We start from the raw sequence: 20877 nt of genomic DNA, 5'->3' as shown, positions 1-20877 counted from the left end.
CGGTTCGTTCGATGCGGCCGCGGGACGGCCGCAGCGGACGCGCAGCGGGCCCGGCGGGCCGCCGAGCGGGTGAGCCCGCGCGGCGCAATCCGACCCTCCTCCCGGCACAGAAGGCCCGCAACCGCGGGCCTTCGCGTTTTGCGGACGGGTCGGATGAAGAACCGACGGCGCCGAGTCGGTTCGTTCGGCACGGCCGCGGGACGGCCGTGACGGACGCGCAGCGGGCCCGGCGGGCCGCCGAGCGGGTGAGCCCGCGCCGCGCAATCCGACCCTCCTTCAGGCACAGAAGGCCCGCAACTGCGGGCCTTTGCGGGACGGCGCCGCGTCACGGCGCCAATGGCTTCGCCTGCTCGGTGCTCCTGCGCACGGAGTCGATGAGGCTGGTGAGCGCGGCGAGCTCGACCGGCTTGGTGAGGTGCCCGTCGAATCCCGCGCTGGTGGTGCGCCGCCGGTCTTCCTGGCTGCCGTACCCCGTCATCGCCACGACGTGCGCCTGTTCCATCGCGGGCAGCGCCCGCAGCCGGCCGAGCGTCTTGTAGCCGTCCAGCCCCGGCATCGCCAGGTCGAGCAGCACAATGTCCGGCCGCCAGCGCGCGGCGGCGGCCAGGGCGCCCGTGCCGTCGTAGGCGCATTCCGCGTCGTACCCCAGCATCCGGATGATCGCGCAGGCACTGTCCGCGGAGTCGCGGTTGTCGTCGACCACCAGCACCCTGAACGTCGACGACGCCTCGCCGGCAGGCCGCTCCTGATGCTGCCCGAGCGGTAGCCGCAGCAGGAAGGTGCTGCCCTGGCCGGGGCCCGGGCTTTCCGCGTCGAGCCGGCCGCCGTGCATCTCGGCCAGCGAACGGGCAAGGGTGAGCCCGACGCCGAGGCCGCTGTCGTTGGGCGTGCCGTTGTCGCCCTGTGCGAACAGCTCGAAGATGCGCTGCAGGTCGCCGTGGGCGATGCCGCGGCCGTTGTCGGTGACCGTGATCGTGACGAAGCCGTCCGCCGCATGCGCCTTCACCGACACCCGGCCCCCGTCGGGCGTGTACTTGGCCGCGTTCACCAGCAGGTTCTGCATGATCTGCGACAGCCGCGTGGGGTCGGCCTCGACGTGCACCGGCTGGGACGGCAGCTCGATCGACAGGGTATGGCGGCGCGCCTCGATCAGCGGGCGCGCCGTTTCGACGGCACGGGCCACGAGGTCGGCCACGCTGACGTCCTCGCGCTGCAGCCGGATCTTGCCGGTGGTGAGCCGCCCGATGTCGAGCAGGTCGTCCACCAGCCGCGTGACGTGCGTGAGCTGGCGGTCGAGGATGTCGCGCGCATTGCGCAGGGCGGGGCTGGCCGTCGGCTCCAGCTGCATGAGCGTGACGGCGTTGCGCATCGGCGCCAGCGGGTTGCGCAGCTCATGCGCGAGCATCGCCAGGAACTGGCTCATCATGCGGCTGGAACGTTCCAGTTCCTCGAGCCGTCGCCGGTCCGTCATGTCGCGCGTCACCTTGGCGAAGCCGATCAGCTCGCCGCGCTCGTCGCGCATCGCCGTGACGACCACGTTGGCCCAGAACAGCGAACCGTCCTTGCGCAGCCGCCAGCCTTCCTGCTCGGTGCGCCCGTGCTGGCGGGCCGCGACCAGCACGGCGGCCGGCTTGCCCGCCGCCTGGTCTTCGGGCGTGTAGAAGCTGCCGAAATGCCGACCGATGATCTCGTCGCCAGCGTAGCCCTTGAGGGCCTGCGCGCCAGCGTTCCAGCTGCGGACGTTGCCGTCCACGTCGAGCATGAAGATGGCGTAGTCGCGGACGCTGTCGACCAGCAGCCGGAACCGCGCCTCGCTCTGCCGCAGCGCGTTCTCGTGCTCGCGCCGTTCCGTCAGGTCGCGAGTGATCTTGGCGAAACCCGTCAGCCGGCCGTTGCCGTCGAGCAGCGCCGTGATGACGACGTTGGCCCAGAAGCGGGACCCGTCCTTGCGCAACCGCCAGCCCTCGTCCTCGAACCGGCCGCATTCCGTGGCACGGCGAAGCTCCTCTTGCGGCCAGCCGGCGGCGACCACCTCGGGCGGGTAGAACACCGAGAAATGCCGGCCCAGGATCTCATCGCGCTGGTAGCCCTTGAGCTTTTCCGCGCCCGAGTTCCACGACAGGACGTGTCCCTCGGGGTCGAGCATGAAGATGCCGTAGTCGACGACGGCTTCGACGAGCAACTGGAAGCGGCCGTCGGCGGGGTCGACCGCTCGCATGGGGCTGAGCACAGGCTGGTGGTCCGTTTGAAGGAAGCCGATTATGCTGGCAGCGCCGAACGGGGCGGCTTGCCGCCGAGCCCTGGAGCGCAGGATGCGGCGCCGTCCTACAGCCGTAGGGCGTCAAGGTCGTGTACCCGTCGCCTGCGGCGTCCAGCTCACTGGCGAGCTCAGGCCGGGAAGGTGTGTTGCCGCAGCGCCGCCGCCGTCCTCGCGGCGGGAACGAGCTGCCGCTCCATCGTTTGCACGATCGCGCCGTGCTCGCGCCACAACGCCATGAACGCTGCGTCGTAAGCACCGTCCAGCCACGCTTCGGGATCCTGGGCGCGCAGCCGCTCGTGGATTCGCAGCAGTGCGGCCAGCTTGCCGTGCACGCTGAAGAGCTCGGCGGCCGGCGCATCGAGTTCGGGAAACCATTGCCGCTGCAGCGAGCGGATTTCGTCCAGGCTCTGGTCGTCCAGGTCGGTGGCGGCCTGGAAGCAGACCGCACGGCCCTGCGCCGCGACCCAGTCGGTGGAGCGTCCGAGCGCGGCCAGCAAGGCCATGGCCTGCAACCGGCGTTGCCCGCGCCGCACGCGCCGTGCGATCAGGCCGCTCGCGACCGCGATCACGAGCAGAGCGGCGCCCAGCGAGGCGAGGTAGTACGACGCGAGGCTGGACACACCTGCCCGTCAGGTGAGCTTCGGGATCCGCAGCTTCTGGCCGGGATAGATCTTGTCCGGATGCGACAGCATCGGGCGATTCGCCTCGAAGATGGCGTTGTACTTGTTGGCGTCGCCGTAGTATTTCTTCGCGATCGCCGACAAGGTGTCGCCCTTGGCCACGTCGTGGAACTGCGCGGTCTCGGCCGCCTGCGGCACCGTGAGGCGGTTGTCGACCTTGGACACGTGCGCCACGTTGCCGCAGCACAGCACGGCCTTCTCGGCGGCCTCCTGCGACGGCGCGTTGCCGCTGATGGTGGCGGTCTCGGTCGCGCCGTCGTACTTGACGTCGAGCGCCTGGATGCCGAGGTTCTGCTGCGCGACATAGGCCTCGATGGCGTCGCCGGCGCGGGCGTTGAGCACGTCGACGCTCTCGCGCTGTGACGCCGCGGGCGCGGACGGTGCGGCCGCAGCCGGAGCGGGCGCCTGGGCCGTCGCCGTCGCGTCGGGTTTCTTGAACAGTTTTTCGCCCGCGTCGCGGATGAAGCTGAAGAGGGACATGTGGACTCCTGATGCCGTCCAGAGTGTGCAAACGCGGCAGCCGGCTCTGCGTCGGACGGCGTCAGGGCGGCGTGTAGGCCGGCCCCCACAACGACGGGTCAGTGCAGCTTCGCGATGGCGGCCCGCAGTCCCGCCTGCTCGCGCGGCCGCTCCTGCTCGGGGGCGAGCTGGTCCGCCTTGGCCGACCAGCGTTGCGCAAGGTTGTCGAAGATCATCCGGCACTCGGCGCTGAACACCGCTTCTTCCGCGCGCAGCAGCGCGAGGTTCCTGGCGATCTTGCGGGCGATGAGATGGCGATGGACGGGCGCGGCGGTCTGCATGAACGCGGTCATGAGCGACAGCGTGGCGACCCACAGTGCGCTGCAGGCCTGGGTGAGGGCAAGCTTGTCGCGCGCGCGCGACTCGCTGGTGGCCGCGTGCGCGGCGGTCTCGTGGTGCATCGGGGGGCTCCTGGCAGGGGACTTCATGCATCCTAAAGTCCTGCCGGCAGCCCGCCTGTCAGTGGCATGGGCCAGCGCCGGCGCGACGTTTCCTACGACCGCAGGCGCCCGCCCACGGCCGTCACCGCTGTTCGGTCGGGCCGCTGCGCGCGTGCCGCTTGCGGCCCGCGGCGCGCGCTTCCTCGCTCGTGAACTCGTGGGCATGGCCGCTCTGGTGCGCGGCCCGGCCGCCGAGGCTGGCGATCTCGCGCTGGCGCTTGGGATCCATGGCGGCAAAACCGCGCAGGCTGCGCCGCGGCGCGCTGCTGTCCTTCTCGTTGCGCGCTGTGTTCTGGTCTTGCAGGGTCATCGGAAGCCTTTCAATGAGTGAATGAAGGACGAAGAGAGTCCGGATACTGGCAAGGTCCGTGCCTGTTTCGGCGCGGCGGCGATCGCGAAGCGCCGCCTCGGGAACTCGCGGCCCGCAGGAGCGCGCGGTGCGCTCGACAGGTAAAAGTTGCGGTAACGGCTGGGAACGTCGGTGCCTTTGGCCGGTGCCCACCGCGCCGCGCGCCGGCCCTTCAGGACCCGTATTCCTTGAGGCGGTTGTAAAGAGTCTTGAGGCTCACGCCCAGCGCCGCGGCCGTGCGCTCCTTCTGGTTGCCGTAGTGCTCCAGGGTGGCCAGGATCAACTGGCGCTCCACCGCCGCGAGCGGCGTACCCACCGGCACCTGCAAGGTGCTGCCATCGCCGCCCGACACCGGATCGACCAGCACGTCGCGCGGCAGCCACTGGTCGCCGATCTCGGCGCCCGCGGTCATCACGTACGCGCGCTGCAGCACGTTGCGCAGCTCGCGCACGTTCCCGGGCCACCGGTACTGCGCCAGCCGGTCCAGGGCCGCGGCGGACGCGCGCTTGAATCCTCCTTCGCGCGCGCCGATCTCCTTGAGGAAGTGGTCCACCAGCAGCGGCAGGTCGCCGCGCCGGTCGCGCAGCGGCGGCGTCTCGATCGGGAACACGTTGAGCCGATAGAACAGGTCTTCGCGCAGCGCCCCGGCGGCCACCGCCTGCGCCGGGTCGCGGTTGCTTGCCGCGACCACCCGCACGTCGGTCTCCTGTGGCGTGGTGGAGCCCACGCGCATGACTGTCCCGGTCTCCAGCACGCGCAGCAGCTTCACCTGAAGCGCCGGCGGCATCTCGGTGATCTCGTCCAGGAACAGCGTGCCGCCATGGGCTCGCTCGAAGAAGCCGTGGTGCTGCCGCTCGGCCCCGGTGAAGCTGCCCCGCTCGTGGCCGAAGATCTCGCTTTCGATCAGGTTCGGCGAGATCGCGCCGCAGTTGACGGCCAGGAACGGCTTGTTGCGGCGGCGGCTCAGGTCGTGCACGGTGCGAGCCACCAGTTCCTTGCCGCTGCCGCTCTCGCCCGTGACGAAGACCGTCACCGACGTGCGCGCCACGCGGGCAATCTGCTCGTAGATGCGCTGCATCGGCTCGGTCCGGCCCACCAGGTGGCCGAAGCGCCCGGTGCGCTGCAGGTCCTGCTGCAGTTCGTCGGCCTCGGTGCGCAGCACCGATGGCCGCGTCACGCGCGACAGGATGCCCTGCAACTGCTTGGCGCTGACCGGCTTGATGAGGTAATCGGCCGCGCCGTAGCGCAGCGCCTGGATCGACGTTTCGAGGCTCGCGTGCCCCGTCATCAGGACGACCTCGGACTTGCCGACCAGTTCGTGTTCGTCCAGCAGGGACATCCCGTTGCCGTCGGGCAGCCGCAGGTCGAGGAGCAACAGGTCGGGCTGCTGCAGGGCGATCTGGCGGCGCGCGTCACGCAGCGACCGGGCCGTCGCCGCTGAAAAGCCTTCGTTGCCGACCAGCGCCGCCACCATCCGCGCGGAGTCGGCATCGTCCTCGACGATCAGTGCGTGTCCCATGTCGTGCATCCCTGCGTCTGCTCCCACGGTCCGGTTTCAGCCGGGCCATGGCCATTATTGGTGCCCGGCCGGTGCGCCGCTGTAACCCGGCGTCAGCAACCCTTCATTCGGCACCGAGACTGGCTCGCAACTGGGCGCCATCGACCGGCTTGACCAGAAAGGCATCGAAGCCGGCCACCAGCGCCTCGCGGGCATCGCGCTCCGCGCCGTAACCCGACATCGCGATCATTCTGCCCGCATACCCGGCGGCGCGGGCGTGGCGGGCCAGCTGGAACCCGGTCAGGCCGGGCAGTCCGATGTCGACGATGGACACCTCCGGCTTGAGCCGCAGCAGGCACTGCAGGCCCTCGACGCCGTCGGCCGCCGTGCTGACGCTGTGGCCGTCCAGCTCGAGCTTGGCGCGCAGCGCGGCCAGCACGTCGCCGTTGTCCTCCACCACCAGCACGTTGCGCCGGCGGGCGCGGGGCTCGGTGCCGTCCTTGCGCGACTCGGGAACGGCGATCGCGGGCAGCCGGACGGTGAACCGGCTGCCTTCGTCCGAGCTCTGCACCTCCACCGTGCCACCGTGGAGTTCGGTCAGCCGGCGCACGAGCGTGAGCCCGATGCCGAGCCCGCCTGCGCGCCGGTCGAGGCCGCGCTCGCCCTGCACGAAGAGGTCGAACACCCGCGGCAGCAGCGCGGGCGGAATGCCCATCCCGGCGTCCTGCACCTCGAGCACGGCCGTTTCGCCCTCGCGGCCGACGCCGACGCGGATCGGCCGGCCCGCGGGGGTGTACTTGATCGCATTGGTGACCAGGTTGGTCACCACCTGCTCGATGCGCACCGGGTCGCCGTCCACCCAGACCGGCTGCAGCCGCAGGTGCAGGGGGTGCCCGGCCGCCTCCCCCGTCAGTGCCAGCGTTTCGTCGACGCGCTGCACCAGTGCCGCCAGGTCCACCGGCTGCCGTGCCAGCAGGATCTTGCCGGCGATCACGCGCCCCACGTCCAGCAGGTCGTTGAGCATGTGGGCCAGGTTGCGGGTCTGGCGGGCGATGATCTGCCGCGCTTCGGCCAGCACCTGGCTGTCGGACGGGGCCGTTTCGAGCACGTCGACCGCGGCCGAGATCGCACTGAGCGGATTGCGCAGCTCATGGCTGAGCATGGTGAGGAACTCGTCCTTGGCCCGGCTGGCTGCTTCGGCCTCCTGCTGCGCCGCCACGGCGCGCTCGATGAGCTGCGCGCGCTCGCGCTCGGTGGTCACCTGGTCCGTGACGTCGAGGGTGACGCCGACGAGCCGCGCCGCCCGCCCGGAGGCATCGTATTGCAGCATCACCCGGCTCGACAGCCAGCGCAGGCTGCCGTCCGGCCGGCGCACGCCGTAGTTCAGCGTTTCCTTTTCCCGCCGCAGGGCGCAGGCGGTCCAGAACTCGCGCTCGACGCGCTCGCGATCCTCCTCGGCCACGCGGCCCAGCCAGTCGGCCAGGCGGCCCACCGGCAGCGCTTCGATGCCGAACAGCTTGCACTGCCCCGGCGTCCAGGACAGCCGGTCGGCGTCGAACAGGTAGTGGAAGAAGCCGACGTGCCCCGCCTCCTGCGCCAGGGCCATCTGGCGGTCGGTGGCCCGCAGGCGCTCCTCGGCCTGCTTGCGCTCGCTGATGTCGACGAACGCACTGAGCGCGCCCCGCGGCCGCCCGCGCGCGTCGCGCAGGGGCACGGCGTGCGCGATGACAAAGGTCGAGGGCTGTCCCGGCGCCGGCAGCTCCAGTTCCAGGCCGGCGATCGTCTCGCCCAGCGCGGCGGCCAGCTGCAGCGGCTGCTCGGCCGGCGGCAGCTCGCGTCCCTGATGCAACATGCGGACACCGTCGGCTGCTGCGGCGCCGGGCGGCCCGAGCAACGCGTCCATTGCCGCGTTGCGGGCGATGGCGCGGCAGGCGGGATCCTGCGCGAAGGCCATGGCCACCGGACTGCTGGCAAAGAGCGTCTCGAATTCCTGCGCCTTGGCCTGCAGCGCGGCGTGGCCGGCGGCATCCTGCTCGCGCGCGGCCCTGAGCGCTTCGCGCAGCGAGGCAATTTCGCGCACGGCCACATGGTCCGGCAGCCCCGCGCCGCCGGCCGCGGCAAGCTGCCGCAACGGTTGCGCCACCCGCCGCGCGACCAGCGCGGCCAGCAGCAGCCCGAGCAGGAGACTGCCGCCGCTGGTGGCCAGGGCGGTGCCGATCGCGCGCCGGTCGGCGGCGTCGATCGGGGCCGCGGGCACCGAGACGCGGACGCGCCAGCCCGACAGGGCGCCCGTGCGCCAGGCGGCATACACCGCGCTGCCATCGACGTCGCTGGAGCGGTGCACGCCCGCGGGAGCGCGGGCCATTTCCGCGGCCGCGTCCCGGGGCAGGGCCGCCCCGCGCGGCACGGAAGCGGTCGACGCGCCGAGCAGCCGCCCTTGCGCGTCGAACACCGCCGCCTTTGCCGCCCCCGGCCGACGGGCGGTGGTGCTCAACCACTGCCAGACGCTTTCATCCATGCGCGCGCCGAGGACGTAGCGCACCTGTCCGTTCTGGACGATCGGCACGGCGACCGCGGTCCAGCGACCGGCCGGCGCCTGCTCCGACAGCCCGGAAACACCTGCCTCGCCGCGCAGGACCTGACCGTGCAGGCGGCGCAGTACCTCGGAAGCCGCCTTCTCGCGTGGCTGCCCGGTGTCGAGCACCACCGTCCCCTGGCGGTCCAGCAGGAAGACGCTGTCCCAGTCGCCGCGGGGCCGCCCATGGAGCAGCCGTCCCAGCGCCGCGATGCGGCCCTGCTGGAACAACTCCGACTGCGCGAGCACCTCCAGGCCCTCCAGGGAGGACCGCAGCTGCCGATCCACCGAGGCGGCCAGGGCAGCGGCCGATCCCGCCAGCTCCTCCTCGATGCGGGCTTGCTGCCCCCGGATTTCGGCGACGCGCTGCACGCTCATCAACACGGCCATCGGCAGGGTCGCCAGCAGCATCACCGCAAAGAGATACGTGCGCAGCGACGCGGTCGGCCAGACCCGCTCCAGCCGGGATTTCAGACGTGGCAGCAGGCTCATGGGGCGCAAGAAGCGGAGCGTAACCGGCCAGGAGGTCGGGCGGGCCATGGAGGCAACCTTTTGTAAGGACCGGCTGGCCGATGCGTGGCCCCCGCAGCCAGCTCTTGCGGCAAATCGTTCCGCCACGCGAGACCGATGCCCCGGTTTGGCCGCGCCGGCGCTGCGCTGCGGGCGGCGGGTGCCACATTTTTCGCACCACACACGGCGCCGGTGTCACGAAAGCCTTCAGGCGTGACCAGCACCGGGCCGTTGCGCAGCCGACATGGCGTTGCATTCGCAGGCACCGGTGCGGCGCCGGCGCGGAAACAATCACGCGAAACCGGAACCCGCACATGCATTCCCTGAGCTTGCACGCATCGACGATCGCCAGCCTGCAACCCGCCCTGTCGCCGCGGCTGCAGCGCGCGGTGCGGCTGTTGCAGCTGTCGTCGCAGGATTTCGCCCAGGTGGTGCGCGACGCCCTCGACACCAACCCGTTCCTGGAGCAGGAGGACGTGCCGCCGGGCGTCGATGACGATGCCGCGACCGACGAGCCGGCGCTGCCGCCGCCGTCTCATGCCGAGCTCTGGGGTGTCGGCAGCCCGGGTCGCCTGCGGCATGCGGATGCCGATGGCGCGCTGTTCGACACGCTGGAGGCGCGCACGTCGCTGGCAGGCCACCTGCTGGGGCAGTTGCACGTGCTGCCGCTGTCGCCGCGCGACCTGGCGCTGGCGAGCGCCGTCGTCGAGTCGCTGGACGACGACGGCTACCTGCGCATGCCGCTCGCGGAGACGGCCGATCCGCTGCGGCTGGCGCCGCCGCCGCAGCCGGAGGAACTGACGATCGCGCTGCGCCTCGTGCAGGCGCTCGATCCCGCGGGGGTCGGCGCGCGCGACCTGGCCGAATGCCTGCAACTGCAGCTGCGCACGGCACCTCCCGGGGCCACGCGCAGCCTGGCCGAAAGAATCCTCGCGCAGCACCTGCAGGCGCTCGCCGCCGGCGACCTGCGCGCGCTGGCCCGGCGCCTCGGCCAGCCGCCCGCGGCCGTGGAAAACGCTTGCGCCGCGATCCGCCGCCTCGATCCGCACCCGGGCTGGCGTTTCTCGGAGCCGGCGGTGCAGTACGTGACGCCCGACATCATCGTGCGCAAGATCCGCGGCGAGTGGGTGGCCACCCTCAACGAGGCCGTGGTGCCGCGCGTGAAGCTCAATCGCAGCTACGTCGAACTGTTCCAGCGGCACCGCGAGCCGCGCCACGCCGAGCTCGGCGCGCATCTGCAGGAGGCGCGCTGGACCGTGCGCAATGTCGAACAGCGGTTCTCGACGATCTTGAGCGTGGCGCGGGCCATCCTCGGGCGCCAGCAGCACTTCCTGGCATACGGCGCGATGGCGATGAAGCCGCTGGCGCTGCGCGAGATCGCCAGGGAAGTCGGCGTGCACGAGTCGACGGTCTCTCGGGTCACCAACAACAAGTTCATGGCCACGCCCTGCGGCGTGTTCGAGCTGAAGTACTTCTTCTCGCGCGGGCTGGCCACCGCGGGCGGCGGCGCATGTTCGCCGACGGCGATCCGCGGGCTGATCCAGGAAATGATCGCCGCGGAGACGCCAGGGCGGCCGCTGTCGGACGTGGAGATCGCGGCCGAGCTTTCCCGCCAGGGGCTGCAGGTGGCCAGGCGCACGGTCACGAAGTACCGCCAGTTGCTCAGGATCGAGCCGGCCGAACGGCGGCGCGGCCGGGCCGCCGGCGCCGGGAAAGGAGATGCACATGGTGTCTGAGAGGCAGGGCGGTTCGCGGGGCGGGTCCGCCGCGGCGGGGAGGCCGCGCCCGGTCGCGACGCGGCCCGGCTCCGTCAACCGCGGCTTCGCGTCGGTGGACCCGGAGCGCCAGCGCGAACCCGTCGCCGGCGGCAACGCGCCCGACGAGCACGGCAAGGTGCCGCCGTCCCGCGGTGGCCGCGGACCCGTGGGAGGCGCCGCCGCGCAGCCGGCGCGCGCAAGGCGAGCCCGCGGCGAACCGGATGCCGGCGGCGAGGGCGGTTCGGGCTGACCCGAAAGCGCGCGGCCCGGCTCCGCCGGCTCGGTAGACTGCGGGCATGAAACCCGATCTGCCTGCCGCCGTCGCGACCCCCGCGGAAGCCCAGTGGGTCGAAGCGGAACTGGTGCGCAGCCTGCTGCGCACGGCGCGGACGACGCAGCTGCTGGGGCTTTTCCTGGTGCCGATCATCGTGGGCGTGTTGTGGAGCGACGTCGCCTGGTCGGCCCTGGCCCTGTGGTCCGCCTGCGCCCTGGCGCTGGCGGGCGTGCGCTTCGCGGTGATGCGGCGGTACGTGCGCGACGTGGCACCGCTCGGCGCGGCCGAACACCTGGCGTTCTTCGCCCGGTACCGCTTCCTGTGGCCGGTGAGCGCGATGGTCTGGGGCTCCTCGACGCTGCTGTACTTCGACCGCTCGTCGCTGGCCGACCAGTTCATCTGCTGGCTCCTGCTCGCGGGCCTGGCCATGTTCTCGATCAACGCGCTGTCGACGCACCTCGCGACGCTGCGCGCGTATCTCGACACGCTGGCCCTCACGGCGCTTGCCGTCATGCTCTGGCGGGTCGGCGCCGAGCTGCAGTTCCGCGGTCCCTATTACCACTACTGGATCATCGCGCTGCTGCTGATCTTCTGGGAGGTGCTGCGCGAGGCGGGATTGCGGCTGCACATGACGCACCGGCGCAATTTCGAGCTGCAGTTCCGCAACAACCAGCTGATCGAGTCGCTCACGCGGCAGACGCAGGCGGCGCTCGATGCCGTCGAGATCAAGAACCGTTTCCTCGCCAGCGCCGCCCACGACATCCGCCAGCCGGTGCATGCGCTGAGCCTGTACGCCGACTGGCTCGGCAGCGAGCCCGAGCTGGTGCACGAACTGGCGCCGAAGATCGTCGAGTCGACCAAGGCGGTGAACGCGCTGTTCGATTCGCTGTTCGACCTGGTGCGGCTCGACTCGGGCAAGATCAAGCTGAACATCGAGCCGGTCGACCTGGCGCAACTGGTGCACGACCTCGAGCTGCAGTACCGGCCGCTGGCGCAGGCGCGGGGTCTGCAGTTCCGGGTCCACGCCACGCCGGGAAGAGTGCTTTCCGATCCGATCCTGCTGCGGCGCATCGTCGGCAACCTGCTGTCCAACGCCATCAAGTACACCGAGCGCGGCGGGCTGCTGCTCGCTTCGCGGGCCGGCAGCGGCGGCTGCCGCATCGAGGTGTGGGATACCGGCGTCGGCATCGCACCGGTGCACCAGCGCGAGATCTTCCGCGAGTTCTACAAGGTGCCCGCGCACGGCGGGACCGAGGACGGGTTCGGGCTGGGCCTGTACATCGTGGCGCGGCTGTCGGCGATCCTCGGCCACCCCATCGACCTGGCGTCGCGTCCCGGCCGCGGCACCGTGTTCCGGCTGCGGCTCGCGCCGACCGACGCGCGGCAGGCCGCCGACCGCGCGGCCGCCAGCGTGGCTCAGCTGGTCAGCATGCCGTGAGTGCGGGCGTAGTGGATCGTCTGGGTGCGGCTCTTGACGCCCAGGCGCCGGAACAGCCGCCACAGGTGGACCTTCACCGTGTGCTCGCTGATGCCGAGTTCGTCGGCGATCTCGCGATTGGACAGGCCGCGGTCGAGCATCACGATCAGCTGCTTCTGCCGCTTGGACAGCTTGTTGTCGTTCGGCGCGAGTTCCTCGAACCCGCCGTCGGCGCTGAGCAGCGCCCGCAGCGCGCTGGCGATCTCCTGCGCCCCGGCTGACTTCTCGATGTAGATGTCGGCCCCGGCCTCGATGCAGCCCTCTTCCGCGTCGGCGGCCGGCGAGGCCGAGAGCACGGCGAGCGGCGCCTCGGGAAAGCGCTTCTTCAGCTCGTGGATGCCGGAGGTGCCGGTGGTGTCCGGCAGCTTCAGGTCCAGGCAGATCAGGTCCGGCTGGCCGTTCTGCCGCACGGCCGATTCGATGCCGCCCAGCCGTTCGAGTTCGATCACCGTCGAGCCCGGACGCAGCCGCCGCAACAGCATCACGACGGCCTCGCGCATCAGCGGATGGTCGTCGATGACGTACAGGACCATGGGCTTCGGGGTTTTGTTTTCAGCGGTCATAAGAAAGAAAGCATAACTCTGAACATGGGCGCGCCGGGTGCCCCGCGGCCGCGCGTCAATCGGCCGCGAACTGGCGCAGCGCGGCGGCCACCTGGTCGGCGGCCACGCCCTCGGCAAGCTGGAGTTGCGGCTCGCCCGGCGCGAGCCCTTCGCGCTTGAGGCGGGCCACGGCGCGGCCCGCGTCCTGCGGGGATTCGAAGCCGGTGCTTTGCGCGAGCAGCCGGCCGGCCGCATCGACCAGCTTGAAGTAGTGCTTGCCGTCGGCCTCGCGGTATTGCTTGAAGGCTGGCGTCGCCGCCTTGGCCGCTTTCGCCTTCGGCGCCGACGCAGCGGCGCCCAGGTTGCGCAGCCCCACCGCGTGGCGCAGTTCGGCCATGAACGGGGTGGCGATGGCACGCGCCTTCGCGGCGCCCGCCTTGAGGATGCGCTCGATGCGCGCCGGCTCGGCGACCAGCGCTTCGTAGCGCTCGCGCATCGGCGCGATCTCGGCGTCGATGCGGTCGAACAACGTCTGCTTGGCCTCGCTCCAGGCGATGCCGTCCGCGTAAGCCTGGCGCAGCCGCTGCGTTTCCTCCACCGAGGCGAACGCCTCGTAGATCTGGAACAGCGCCGAGCCCTCCACCTCCTTGGGCTCGCCAGGCGCGCGCGAATCCGTGACGATGCCGGCGATCAGCTTGCGCAACTGCTCGCGCGGCGCGAACAGCGGGATGTGGTTGTCGTAGCTCTTGCTCATCTTGCGGCCGTCCAGCCCCGGCAGCAAGGCGACGGTCTCGTCGATCTGCGCTTCGGGCGGGACCAGCAGGTCGCCGTACAGGTGGTTGAAGCTATTGGCGATGTCGCGCGCCATCTCGACGTGCTGCACCTGGTCGCGGCCCACGGGGATCCTGTGCGCCTTGAACATCAGGATGTCAGCCGCCATCAGCACCGGGTACATGAAGAGGCCGGCCGTCACGTCGACATCGGGGTCGAGGCCGCCGGCGTTGTTCTTGTCGACCGCGGCCTTGTACGCGTGCGCCCGGTTGAGCAGGCCCTTGCCGGTGACGCAGGTCAGCAGCCAGGTGAGCTCGGGGATCTCGGGAATGTCGGACTGGCGGTAGAACAGCACGCGCTCCGGGTCCAGCCCGACGGCGAGCCAGCACGCCGCGATCTCCAGCGTCGAGCGCTGCACCCGCGCCGGCTCGTCGCACTTGATCAGCGCGTGGTAGTCGGCCAGGAAATAGAAGTTCTCGGTGCCCGGGCGGCGGCTGGCTTCCACCGCGGGGCGGAAGGCGCCGACGTAGTTGCCCAGGTGAGGGGTGCCGGTGGTGGTGATGCCGGTGAGGAAACGCACGGGAGCAGCCATCAGGTGAACAACGCGGTGAGGGGGGTGAGCAGGAAATCGAGGATGACGTAGCCGAGCCCGATCAGCGGCCGCAGCCAGTACGTGCCGACGATGCCGACCAGCACCAGGCCCAGCACGATGAAGAAGCCCCACGGCTCGATCCGGCTGAACGACCACGCCAGCCGCCGCGGCAGCAGCCCGACCAGGATCCGTCCGCCGTCCAGCGGCGGCAGCGGGAACAGGTTGAAGGCCCACATGACCAGGTTGACCAGCACGCCGGCCTTGCACATCTCCAGGAAGAAGCGCTCGGTGACGCCGCTGCCGACCAGGACCGTGTACGCCACGGCCCAGAGGATCGCCTGCAGGAAGTTGGAGGCCGGCCCGGCCAGCGCCACCCAGATCATGTCGCGCTTGGGATGCCGCAGGTGGCCGAAGTTCACCGGCACCGGCTTGGCGTAGCCGAAGAGGAAAGCCCCCTTGGTCGCGAAATACAGCAGCAGGGGCATCAGGATGGTGCCCATCGGGTCGACGTGCTTGATCGGGTTGAGCGTCACCCGGCCCATCGCATACGCCGTGTTGTCGCCCAGGGCCCGCGCCACGTAGCCATGCGCCGCCTCGTGGATCGTGATGGCGAACAGCACCGGCAGCGCATAGATCAGGACGGTTTGGACGAGGTTGTTGATATCCACGGTTCGGATTGTCTCAGACGGGTCAGGCGGCACGTCGGCCGCCGGCCGCGACTCGTGGTTACAGCCCCAGCGCGGCCGGGTCGCCGCGGCCACGGCGGGTGACGACGGCTTCGCCGCCGGTCCCCATCGGCGTGAGGTCGATCACCGTGGTAGGTTCCGACGAGCAGGCGCCGGCGTCCACCACGGCGGCGATCAGTTTCTCGTAGCGGTCGCGGATCTCCCGGCCGTCCTTGAGCGGCTCGCTCGCCTGCGGCGGAATGAGCGTGGTCGCCAGCAACGGCCCGCCGTGCAGGGCGAGGAGTTCCTGCAGCACCCGGTGGTCCGGCACCCGCAGGCCGATCGTCTTGCGCTGGGGGTGGCTCACCCGGCGCGGCACCTCCCGGGTGGCTTCCAGGATGAAGGTGAACGGCCCCGGCGTGCCGCTCTTGAGCAGCCGGTACTGACGGTTGTCCACCCGGGCGTAGGTGGCCAGCTCGCTCAGGTCGCGGCACAGCAGCGTGAGGTGGTGGCGCTCGTCGACGCCGCGGATCTGGCGCAGCCGGTCGACCGCACTCTTGTCGTCCAGGTGGCAGGCCAGGGCGTAGCTCGAGTCGGTGGGAACGGCGACGATGCCGCCGCGTTCGAGCAGGGCGACGGCCTGCCGCAGCAACCGCGGCTGCGGGTTCTCGGGGTGCACTTCGAAGTACTGGGCCATGGGGATCAGCGCCGGTGCCGGCGGCCCCCGAAACTACCACGGGCGCGGAAGCCGGCCATCACGCTTCGATCGGCTCCATCACGACCCGGCTTTCCCGCACCGTCAGCCAGGCGCCGCCGGCGCCGCATACCGCGATGGCGGCCATCCCCAGCAGCGACCAGCCGTCGGGCACGTGCGAGAAGACCAGCCAGCCGCCCAGCATGGCGAACGCGATCTGGGTATAGAGATACGGCGTGAGCGTGGCCGCCGCGGCCCGCTGGTAGGCCAGGATCAGCAGGAAGTGGCCGATGGCGCCCAGCGCGCCCATGAAGCACAGGCCGGCCCACAGCCACCACGATGGCAGCGACGTCCAGACGAACGGCAGCGCGATCGACGCCAGCAACGTCCCGACCCAGCCGGTGTACAGGTGCATGGTCATCGGGTCTTCGGTCCGTGCCATGCGGCTGGTGAGCACCTGGAACCAGGAGTTCGTGACCACCAGTCCCACCGGCAGCAGGCTGGCCCAGTGGAACGCCTCGCCGCCGGGGCGGATGATCACCAGCGTCCCGGCAAAGCCGCCGGCCACCAGCGTCCAGCGCAGCGGCGAGACATGTTCCTTGAGCACGGTGGCCGCCAGCAGGGTGATCGCCAGCGGCGCCATCATGACGATGGCGGTGAACTCGCCCACGGGCATGTACATGAGGCTGGCGAACGCCAGCAGGCTGCTGGTGAGCAGCAGCACCCCGCGCAGCAGCTGGAACCGGGGATGCTCGGTCCGCAGCACGGCGGAGCCGCGCAAGGGCAGCACCACCAGCGTGGTCGCGACGGCCTGGAACGCATATCGGAACCACAGCGCCATCAGCAGCGGCACGGAGAGGCTCACGTACTTGGTGGTGGTGTCCAGCGCCGCGAAGCAGGCGCAGGCCCCCACGGCCAGGGCGATGCCGGCCAGCGCGCGTTGCGACCGCCTCACCGGATGCGGTCGGCCAGCAGGTCCCACACCGGCGTGACGGCGCCGGGCAGGGGTGGCAACTGGCCGAGGTCGGTGTGGCTCTCGCCGGGGCTGTGGAAGTCGCTCCCGCGCGAGGCGGCCAGGCCGAACTCGCGGGCGGTGTCGGCATAGCGCGCGTACTCCGCGACGGTGTGGCTGCCCGTCACGACCTCGACACCTTGCCCGCCATGGGCCTTGAATTCGCTGAAGAGCGCATATTCCTCGTTGGCGGTGAACCGGTAGCGAGCCGGATGGGCGATCACGGCGATGCCGCCGGCGCCGGTGATCCAGCGCACGGCGTCGCGCAGGCCGGCCCAGCGGTGCGGCACGAAGCCCGGATGGCCTTCGGTGAGGAAGCGGCGAAACACCTCGCCCGTGTCGCGGCACACGCCGGCCTCCACCAGGAAGCGCGCGAAGTGGGTGCGCGAGATCAGTTCCGGATTGCCGACGTACTTGAGGGCGCCTTCGTAGGCGCCTTCGATCCCGGCCGCGGCGAGCTGCTCCGACATCTCCCTGGCGCGTGCGCCGCGCCCGCCGCGGGTCGCGCGCAGGCCGGCCCGCAGCGCCTCGTCGTCGGCATCGAAGCCCAGGCCGACGATGTGCACGGTCTCGCCCGCGAAGGTGACCGACACCTCGGTTCCGGTGACGTAGCGCATGCCGCTGGCCCGGGCCGCCGCGGCCGCGCGCTGCTGGCCGCCGACCTCGTCGTGGTCGGTGAGGGACCACAGCGCCACGCCGTTGGCGGCGGCGCGTTCGGCCAGTTGCTCGGGGGTCAGGGTGCCGTCGGAGACGACGGAATGACAATGCAGGTCGGCATTGAGAGTAGGCACTTGCGGATTCTAGGCGCGCCGGGCGCACGCAGCCGCGTCGTCGCGCAAAGCCCTTCGGCTGCGCACGCCGTAGGACAGGACGCTGGCCAAGATGCGGCGTTTTCCACCTACGCGGCAGCGGCGCGCGGGCTAGGATCAGCCTCATCCGCATCGCAGCGCCTGGCGCTGACAAGGAGAACGACCATGCGCTGGGAAGGCAACCGCGAATCGGGCAACGTCGAGGATGTGCGTCGCAGCGGCGGCGGCGGCGGAGGCTTCGGCCTGGGCGGCCGCAGCATCGGCATCGGTACGATCGTGATCGCGCTGGTCGGCGGAGCGATCTTCGGCATCAATCCGCTCACCATCCTCAGCATCCTGAGCGGCGGCGGCCCGGCGCCCCAGGTGCAGCAGGCGCCGGCGCAGCGCCCGCCCGCGGACGACCAGATGGCCAGGTTCGTCTCCGTCGTGCTGGCCGATACCGAGGACGTCTGGAAGCAGCTGTTCAGCCAGGGCGGTGCGACCTACACCGAGCCCAAGCTCGTCCTGTTCCGGGGCGCGGTGGCGACCGCCTGCGGCTCGGGCCAGAGCGCCATGGGGCCGTTCTACTGCCCGGCCGACCAGAAGGTCTACATCGATCTTTCGTTCTACGAGACGCTGAAGAACCGCATGGGCGCGCCGGGCGACTTCGCGCAGGCCTACGTCATCGCCCACGAAGTCGGCCACCACGTCCAGGAGCAGCTGGGCATCACGCGCAAGGTCGAGGGCATGCGCTCCCGGGTGAGCCGGGCCGACGCCAACGCGCTCAGCGTCCGGATGGAACTGCAGGCTGACTGCTTTGCCGGCGTGTGGGGCCACCATGCCCAGAACGCCCGGCAGATCCTCGAGCAGGGCGACGTCGAGGAAGCGATGAACGCGGCGGCGCGCATCGGCGACGACGCCCTGCAGCAGTCGGCGGGACGCGCCGTCGTGCCCGACAGCTTCACGCACGGCACCAGCGAGCAGCGCCAGCGCTGGTTTGCCACGGGCCTGAAGACCGGCAGCGTCAAGGCCTGCGATACCTTCGCCAGCCGGCAGCTTTAGCGCCGTCCGGCCGCGCCAGGACGGCGGCGGCCGGCGCCCCGGCAAGGGCGAAAAGCCCTTTGCGGCCGCCCCCGCCCGCGGGTGCGACAATACGGGGTTGACATGACAGCATCCTTCTCGAAACTCGCGCTGGCTGAGCCGCTGGCCCGCGCCGTGGCCGAAATGGGCTACGAGTCCATGACCCCGATCCAGGCCCAGGCGATTCCGGTCGTCCTCACCGGCAAGGACGTCATGGGCGCGGCCCAGACCGGCACCGGCAAGACGGCGGCGTTCGCCCTGCCGCTGCTGCAGCGCCTGATGAAGCACGAGAACACGTCGACGTCGCCGGCCCGGCACCCGGTGCGCGCGCTGGTGCTGCTGCCCACGCGCGAGCTGGCCGACCAGGTGGCCCAGCAGGTCAAGCTCTACGCCAAGTACACGAACCTGCGCAGCGCGGTCGTGTTCGGCGGCATCGACATGAAGCCGCAGACCGCCGAACTCAAGCGCGGGGTGGAGGTGCTGGTGGCGACGCCGGGTCGCCTGCTCGATCACATCGAAGCCAAGAACGCCGTCCTGAACCAGGTCGAATACGTGGTGCTCGACGAAGCGGACCGGATGCTCGACATCGGCTTCCTGCCGGACCTGCAGCGCATCCTCTCGTTCCTGCCGAAGCAGCGCACCACGCTGCTGTTCTCGGCCACCTTCTCGCCGGAGATCAAGCGGCTGGCCAACAGCTACCTGCAGGATCCGGTGACCATCGAGGTGGCGCGCCCGAACCAGGAAGCGTCCACCGTCGAACAGCACTTCTACAGCGTGACCGACGACGACAAGCGCCGCGCGCTCAAGCAGATCGTGCGCCAGCGCGGCCTGTCCCAGGCGTTCGTGTTCGTCAACAGCAAGCTGGGCTGCGCCCGGCTGGCCCGCTCCCTCGAGCGGGAAGGCCTGAACACCACGGCGCTGCACGGCGACAAGAGCCAGGACGAGCGACTGAAGGCGCTCGATGCGTTCAAGCAGGGCAAGGTGGACCTGCTGGTGGCGACCGACGTCGCCGCGCGCGGCCTGGACATCAAGGACGTGCCCGCCGTGTTCAACTTCGACGTGCCGTTCAACGCCGAGGACTACGTGCACCGCATCGGCCGCACTGGCCGCGCCGGTGCCAGCGGCCTGGCCGTGACCTTCGTCTCGGGCAGCGACACGCGCCTGGTCGGCGACATCGAGAAGCTGCTCAAACGCAAGATCGAGCTGGAGCCGATGGAGTTCGAGGACGAGCGGCCGCGCGGGCGGATCAACGACGGCCGCCGCGCCTGGCGCGAAGCCGGCGAGGTCGGCGATCCGCGCGACGTGCTCGACGGCCCGTCACGCGACCGGCCGCGACGCGACCCGCGCCCGCCGGCCCAGCCGAAGGATCCGTTCTTCGACCAGCCGTACCAGCCGCCGTCGACGCAAGAGGCCCCGGCGTGGGAAGCGGGCGCGAAGCAGGCGAGCACCAGCCGGGTCTCGGCCAACATCAAGACCAGGCGGAAACTGCCCGCGCTGTTCAAGGCCGGGTGATTCGTTCCTCCGGCGGCGCATCCCGGAGCGCCTCGGGCACGCGAGTCCTCACTTCCCGGGCACCTGCGACTGCTCGCACTGCACCTGGATCAACTCGTGGGCGCCGCCCTGCGGGTCCAGCCGCAGCGCACTCAGGCAGCCGCCCCACACGCAGCCGGTGTCCATCGCGATGATGTCGGGCCGGCGCACGTGACCGAGCGTCGACCAGTGGCCGAAGGCGATCGTCGCATCGGCCGTGCGCCGGCCAGGTACGTCGAACCATGGCAGCATCCCGGGCGGCGGTTGCTCGGGACGGCCGGACGCGCGCAGGTCCATCACGCCGGCGGGCGTGCAGAAGCGCAGGCGCGTCAGCGCGTTCACGATCACGCGCAGCCGGTCTGCGCCCGCCAGGCCGTCGTCCCATCGATCCGGGTGATTGCCGTACATCTGCGCAAGGAAGTCCACCAGCTCCCGGCCGCGCAGCACGGTCTCCACCTCGCGGGCGAGCGCCAGCGTCCGCGCCACGTCCCACTGGGGCAGCACGCCGCCATGCACCATCAGCAGTCCGTGCGCGTGCACCGCCATGCGCTGGCAGCGCAGCCACTCCAGCATGGCCTCGCGGTCGGGGGCGAGGAGCACCTCGTCGAGGGTGTCGTTGCGGTGTGGCGGGCGCTGCCCATGGGCGATGGCCAGCAGGCTCAGGTCGTGGTTGCCCAGGAGCGTCGTGGCGGCATCGCCGTACCGCATGGCGCGGCGCAGGACGGCGGCGGAATCGGGCCCGCGGTTGACGAGGTCACCGAGCAGGAAGAGGTGGTCGCGGCTCGGCGAGAAACCGATCTTCTCCAGCAACTGGTGCAGCGCGGCATCGCAGCCCTGCACGTCACCGATCAAGTAAAGTCCCAT

At 70.9% G+C, this 20877-nt stretch carries 19 protein-coding genes; 5 read left to right on the top strand and 14 right to left on the bottom strand.

The window, feature by feature from the left end; genetic code table 11:
- Positions 1 to 325: 325 nt before the first annotated feature.
- From RAMLITH_RS15275 to RAMLITH_RS15245, 7 genes are all read right to left on the bottom strand, one after another.
- Positions 326 to 2218 (bottom strand): PAS domain-containing hybrid sensor histidine kinase/response regulator, encoded by a 1893-nt coding sequence (locus tag RAMLITH_RS15275; protein ID WP_168108293.1) that lies wholly within the window; start codon positions 2216 to 2218, stop codon positions 326 to 328.
- Between the two features lie 170 nt (positions 2219 to 2388).
- Positions 2389 to 2880 (bottom strand): hypothetical protein, encoded by a 492-nt coding sequence (locus RAMLITH_RS15270; protein WP_168108292.1) that lies wholly within the window; start codon positions 2878 to 2880, stop codon positions 2389 to 2391.
- A gap of 9 nt (positions 2881 to 2889) precedes the next feature.
- Positions 2890 to 3420: a peptidoglycan-binding protein LysM gene (gene lysM, locus RAMLITH_RS15265; protein WP_168108291.1), complete on the bottom strand. Its 531-nt coding sequence runs from the start codon at positions 3418 to 3420 to the stop codon at positions 2890 to 2892.
- 98 nt (positions 3421 to 3518) lie between these two features.
- Entirely contained in the window at positions 3519 to 3860 is a 342-nt protein-coding gene (locus tag RAMLITH_RS15260) for a hypothetical protein (RefSeq protein ID WP_168108290.1), read from the bottom strand.
- 121 nt (positions 3861 to 3981) lie between these two features.
- Positions 3982 to 4209, bottom strand: a complete 228-nt coding sequence (locus tag RAMLITH_RS15255; RefSeq protein WP_168108289.1) for a KGG domain-containing protein — start codon at positions 4207 to 4209, stop codon at positions 3982 to 3984.
- Positions 4210 to 4420: 211 nt separating this feature from the next.
- Positions 4421 to 5767: a sigma-54-dependent transcriptional regulator gene (locus RAMLITH_RS15250; protein ID WP_168108288.1), complete on the bottom strand. Its 1347-nt coding sequence runs from the start codon at positions 5765 to 5767 to the stop codon at positions 4421 to 4423.
- Positions 5768 to 5870: 103 nt separating this feature from the next.
- The gene (locus RAMLITH_RS15245) at positions 5871 to 8813 is read right to left on the bottom strand and encodes a hybrid sensor histidine kinase/response regulator (RefSeq protein WP_168108287.1); all 2943 of its coding nucleotides are present in this window, start codon (positions 8811 to 8813) and stop codon (positions 5871 to 5873) included.
- 332 nt (positions 8814 to 9145) lie between these two features.
- Between RAMLITH_RS15245 and rpoN the strand changes: the two genes are divergently transcribed.
- Genes rpoN through RAMLITH_RS15230 form a run of 3 tightly spaced genes read left to right on the top strand, consistent with a single transcriptional unit; the run spans position 9146 to position 12300 of the window.
- Positions 9146 to 10567, top strand: a complete 1422-nt coding sequence (rpoN, locus tag RAMLITH_RS15240) for an RNA polymerase factor sigma-54 (protein WP_168108286.1) — start codon at positions 9146 to 9148, stop codon at positions 10565 to 10567.
- On the top strand, positions 10557 to 10838 hold the full coding sequence (locus RAMLITH_RS15235) for a hypothetical protein (protein WP_168108285.1): 282 nt from the start codon (positions 10557 to 10559) through the stop codon (positions 10836 to 10838). Before rpoN ends, RAMLITH_RS15235 begins: the two co-directional genes overlap by 11 nt.
- A 46-nt stretch (positions 10839 to 10884) precedes the next feature.
- On the top strand, positions 10885 to 12300 hold the full coding sequence (locus RAMLITH_RS15230) for a sensor histidine kinase (RefSeq protein WP_168108284.1): 1416 nt from the start codon (positions 10885 to 10887) through the stop codon (positions 12298 to 12300).
- Here the strand turns inward: RAMLITH_RS15230 and RAMLITH_RS15225 are convergent.
- The 6 genes from RAMLITH_RS15225 to RAMLITH_RS15200 all read right to left on the bottom strand — a co-directional run bounded on the left by RAMLITH_RS15225 (position 12279) and on the right by RAMLITH_RS15200 (position 17406).
- Positions 12279 to 12872 carry a response regulator transcription factor gene (locus tag RAMLITH_RS15225; RefSeq protein WP_168108283.1) on the bottom strand — a complete coding sequence of 198 codons (594 nt, stop codon included), beginning with the start codon at positions 12870 to 12872 and terminating at the stop codon, positions 12279 to 12281. The genes RAMLITH_RS15230 and RAMLITH_RS15225 overlap by 22 nt on opposite strands.
- An 85-nt stretch (positions 12873 to 12957) precedes the next feature.
- Positions 12958 to 14244, bottom strand: coding sequence for a tryptophan--tRNA ligase (locus tag RAMLITH_RS15220; protein ID WP_168108282.1), 1287 nt, complete (start codon positions 14242 to 14244; stop codon positions 12958 to 12960).
- The gene (locus RAMLITH_RS15215) at positions 14244 to 14912 is read right to left on the bottom strand and encodes a zinc metalloprotease (protein WP_168108281.1); all 669 of its coding nucleotides are present in this window, start codon (positions 14910 to 14912) and stop codon (positions 14244 to 14246) included. The genes RAMLITH_RS15220 and RAMLITH_RS15215 overlap by 1 nt, the downstream gene beginning before the upstream one ends.
- Before the next feature lie 58 nt (positions 14913 to 14970).
- Positions 14971 to 15606 carry an L-threonylcarbamoyladenylate synthase gene (locus RAMLITH_RS15210; protein WP_168108280.1) on the bottom strand — a complete coding sequence of 212 codons (636 nt, stop codon included), beginning with the start codon at positions 15604 to 15606 and terminating at the stop codon, positions 14971 to 14973.
- A gap of 58 nt (positions 15607 to 15664) precedes the next feature.
- Positions 15665 to 16558, bottom strand: coding sequence for a DMT family transporter (locus RAMLITH_RS15205; protein WP_337786161.1), 894 nt, complete (start codon positions 16556 to 16558; stop codon positions 15665 to 15667).
- A complete protein-coding gene (locus tag RAMLITH_RS15200; RefSeq protein WP_168108278.1) occupies positions 16555 to 17406 on the bottom strand; it encodes a 3',5'-nucleoside bisphosphate phosphatase in 852 nt (283 codons plus the stop codon). The genes RAMLITH_RS15205 and RAMLITH_RS15200 overlap by 4 nt, the downstream gene beginning before the upstream one ends.
- Positions 17407 to 17589: 183 nt before the next feature.
- Here RAMLITH_RS15200 and ypfJ point away from each other — a divergent pair, with 183 nt between their 5' ends.
- Entirely contained in the window at positions 17590 to 18465 is an 876-nt protein-coding gene (ypfJ, locus tag RAMLITH_RS15195) for a KPN_02809 family neutral zinc metallopeptidase (RefSeq protein WP_168108277.1), read from the top strand.
- Between the two features lie 102 nt (positions 18466 to 18567).
- Positions 18568 to 19995 (top strand): DEAD/DEAH box helicase, encoded by a 1428-nt coding sequence (locus RAMLITH_RS15190; protein WP_168108276.1) that lies wholly within the window; start codon positions 18568 to 18570, stop codon positions 19993 to 19995.
- 48 nt (positions 19996 to 20043) lie between these two features.
- Here RAMLITH_RS15190 and RAMLITH_RS15185 read toward each other — a convergent pair whose 3' ends face one another.
- Positions 20044 to 20877: a symmetrical bis(5'-nucleosyl)-tetraphosphatase gene (locus RAMLITH_RS15185; RefSeq protein WP_168108275.1), complete on the bottom strand. Its 834-nt coding sequence runs from the start codon at positions 20875 to 20877 to the stop codon at positions 20044 to 20046.

Source organism: Ramlibacter lithotrophicus (assembly GCF_012184415.1).
Taxonomy (GTDB): Bacteria; Pseudomonadota; Gammaproteobacteria; order Burkholderiales; family Burkholderiaceae_C; genus Ramlibacter; species Ramlibacter lithotrophicus.
This window is presented reverse-complemented; position numbering and strand designations above follow the sequence as displayed.

Coding starts and splice junctions, on each gene's coding strand:
- rpoN (WP_168108286.1), top strand. CDS start 9,146: ATGCATTCCCTGAGCTTGCACGCATCGACGATCGCCAGCCTGCAACCC.
- RAMLITH_RS15190 (WP_168108276.1), top strand. CDS start 18,568: ATGACAGCATCCTTCTCGAAACTCGCGCTGGCTGAGCCGCTGGCCCGC.
- RAMLITH_RS15225 (WP_168108283.1), bottom strand. CDS start 12,872: ATGGTCCTGTACGTCATCGACGACCATCCGCTGATGCGCGAGGCCGTC.
- RAMLITH_RS15220 (WP_168108282.1), bottom strand. CDS start 14,244: ATGGCTGCTCCCGTGCGTTTCCTCACCGGCATCACCACCACCGGCACC.
- RAMLITH_RS15185 (WP_168108275.1), bottom strand. CDS start 20,877: ATGGGACTTTACTTGATCGGTGACGTGCAGGGCTGCGATGCCGCGCTG.
- RAMLITH_RS15235 (WP_168108285.1), top strand. CDS start 10,557: ATGGTGTCTGAGAGGCAGGGCGGTTCGCGGGGCGGGTCCGCCGCGGCG.
- RAMLITH_RS15230 (WP_168108284.1), top strand. CDS start 10,885: ATGAAACCCGATCTGCCTGCCGCCGTCGCGACCCCCGCGGAAGCCCAG.
- RAMLITH_RS15210 (WP_168108280.1), bottom strand. CDS start 15,606: ATGGCCCAGTACTTCGAAGTGCACCCCGAGAACCCGCAGCCGCGGTTG.
- RAMLITH_RS15255 (WP_168108289.1), bottom strand. CDS start 4,209: ATGACCCTGCAAGACCAGAACACAGCGCGCAACGAGAAGGACAGCAGC.
- ypfJ (WP_168108277.1), top strand. CDS start 17,590: ATGCGCTGGGAAGGCAACCGCGAATCGGGCAACGTCGAGGATGTGCGT.
- RAMLITH_RS15250 (WP_168108288.1), bottom strand. CDS start 5,767: ATGGGACACGCACTGATCGTCGAGGACGATGCCGACTCCGCGCGGATG.
- RAMLITH_RS15245 (WP_168108287.1), bottom strand. CDS start 8,813: ATGAGCCTGCTGCCACGTCTGAAATCCCGGCTGGAGCGGGTCTGGCCG.
- RAMLITH_RS15275 (WP_168108293.1), bottom strand. CDS start 2,218: ATGCGAGCGGTCGACCCCGCCGACGGCCGCTTCCAGTTGCTCGTCGAA.
- lysM (WP_168108291.1), bottom strand. CDS start 3,420: ATGTCCCTCTTCAGCTTCATCCGCGACGCGGGCGAAAAACTGTTCAAG.
- RAMLITH_RS15260 (WP_168108290.1), bottom strand. CDS start 3,860: ATGCACCACGAGACCGCCGCGCACGCGGCCACCAGCGAGTCGCGCGCG.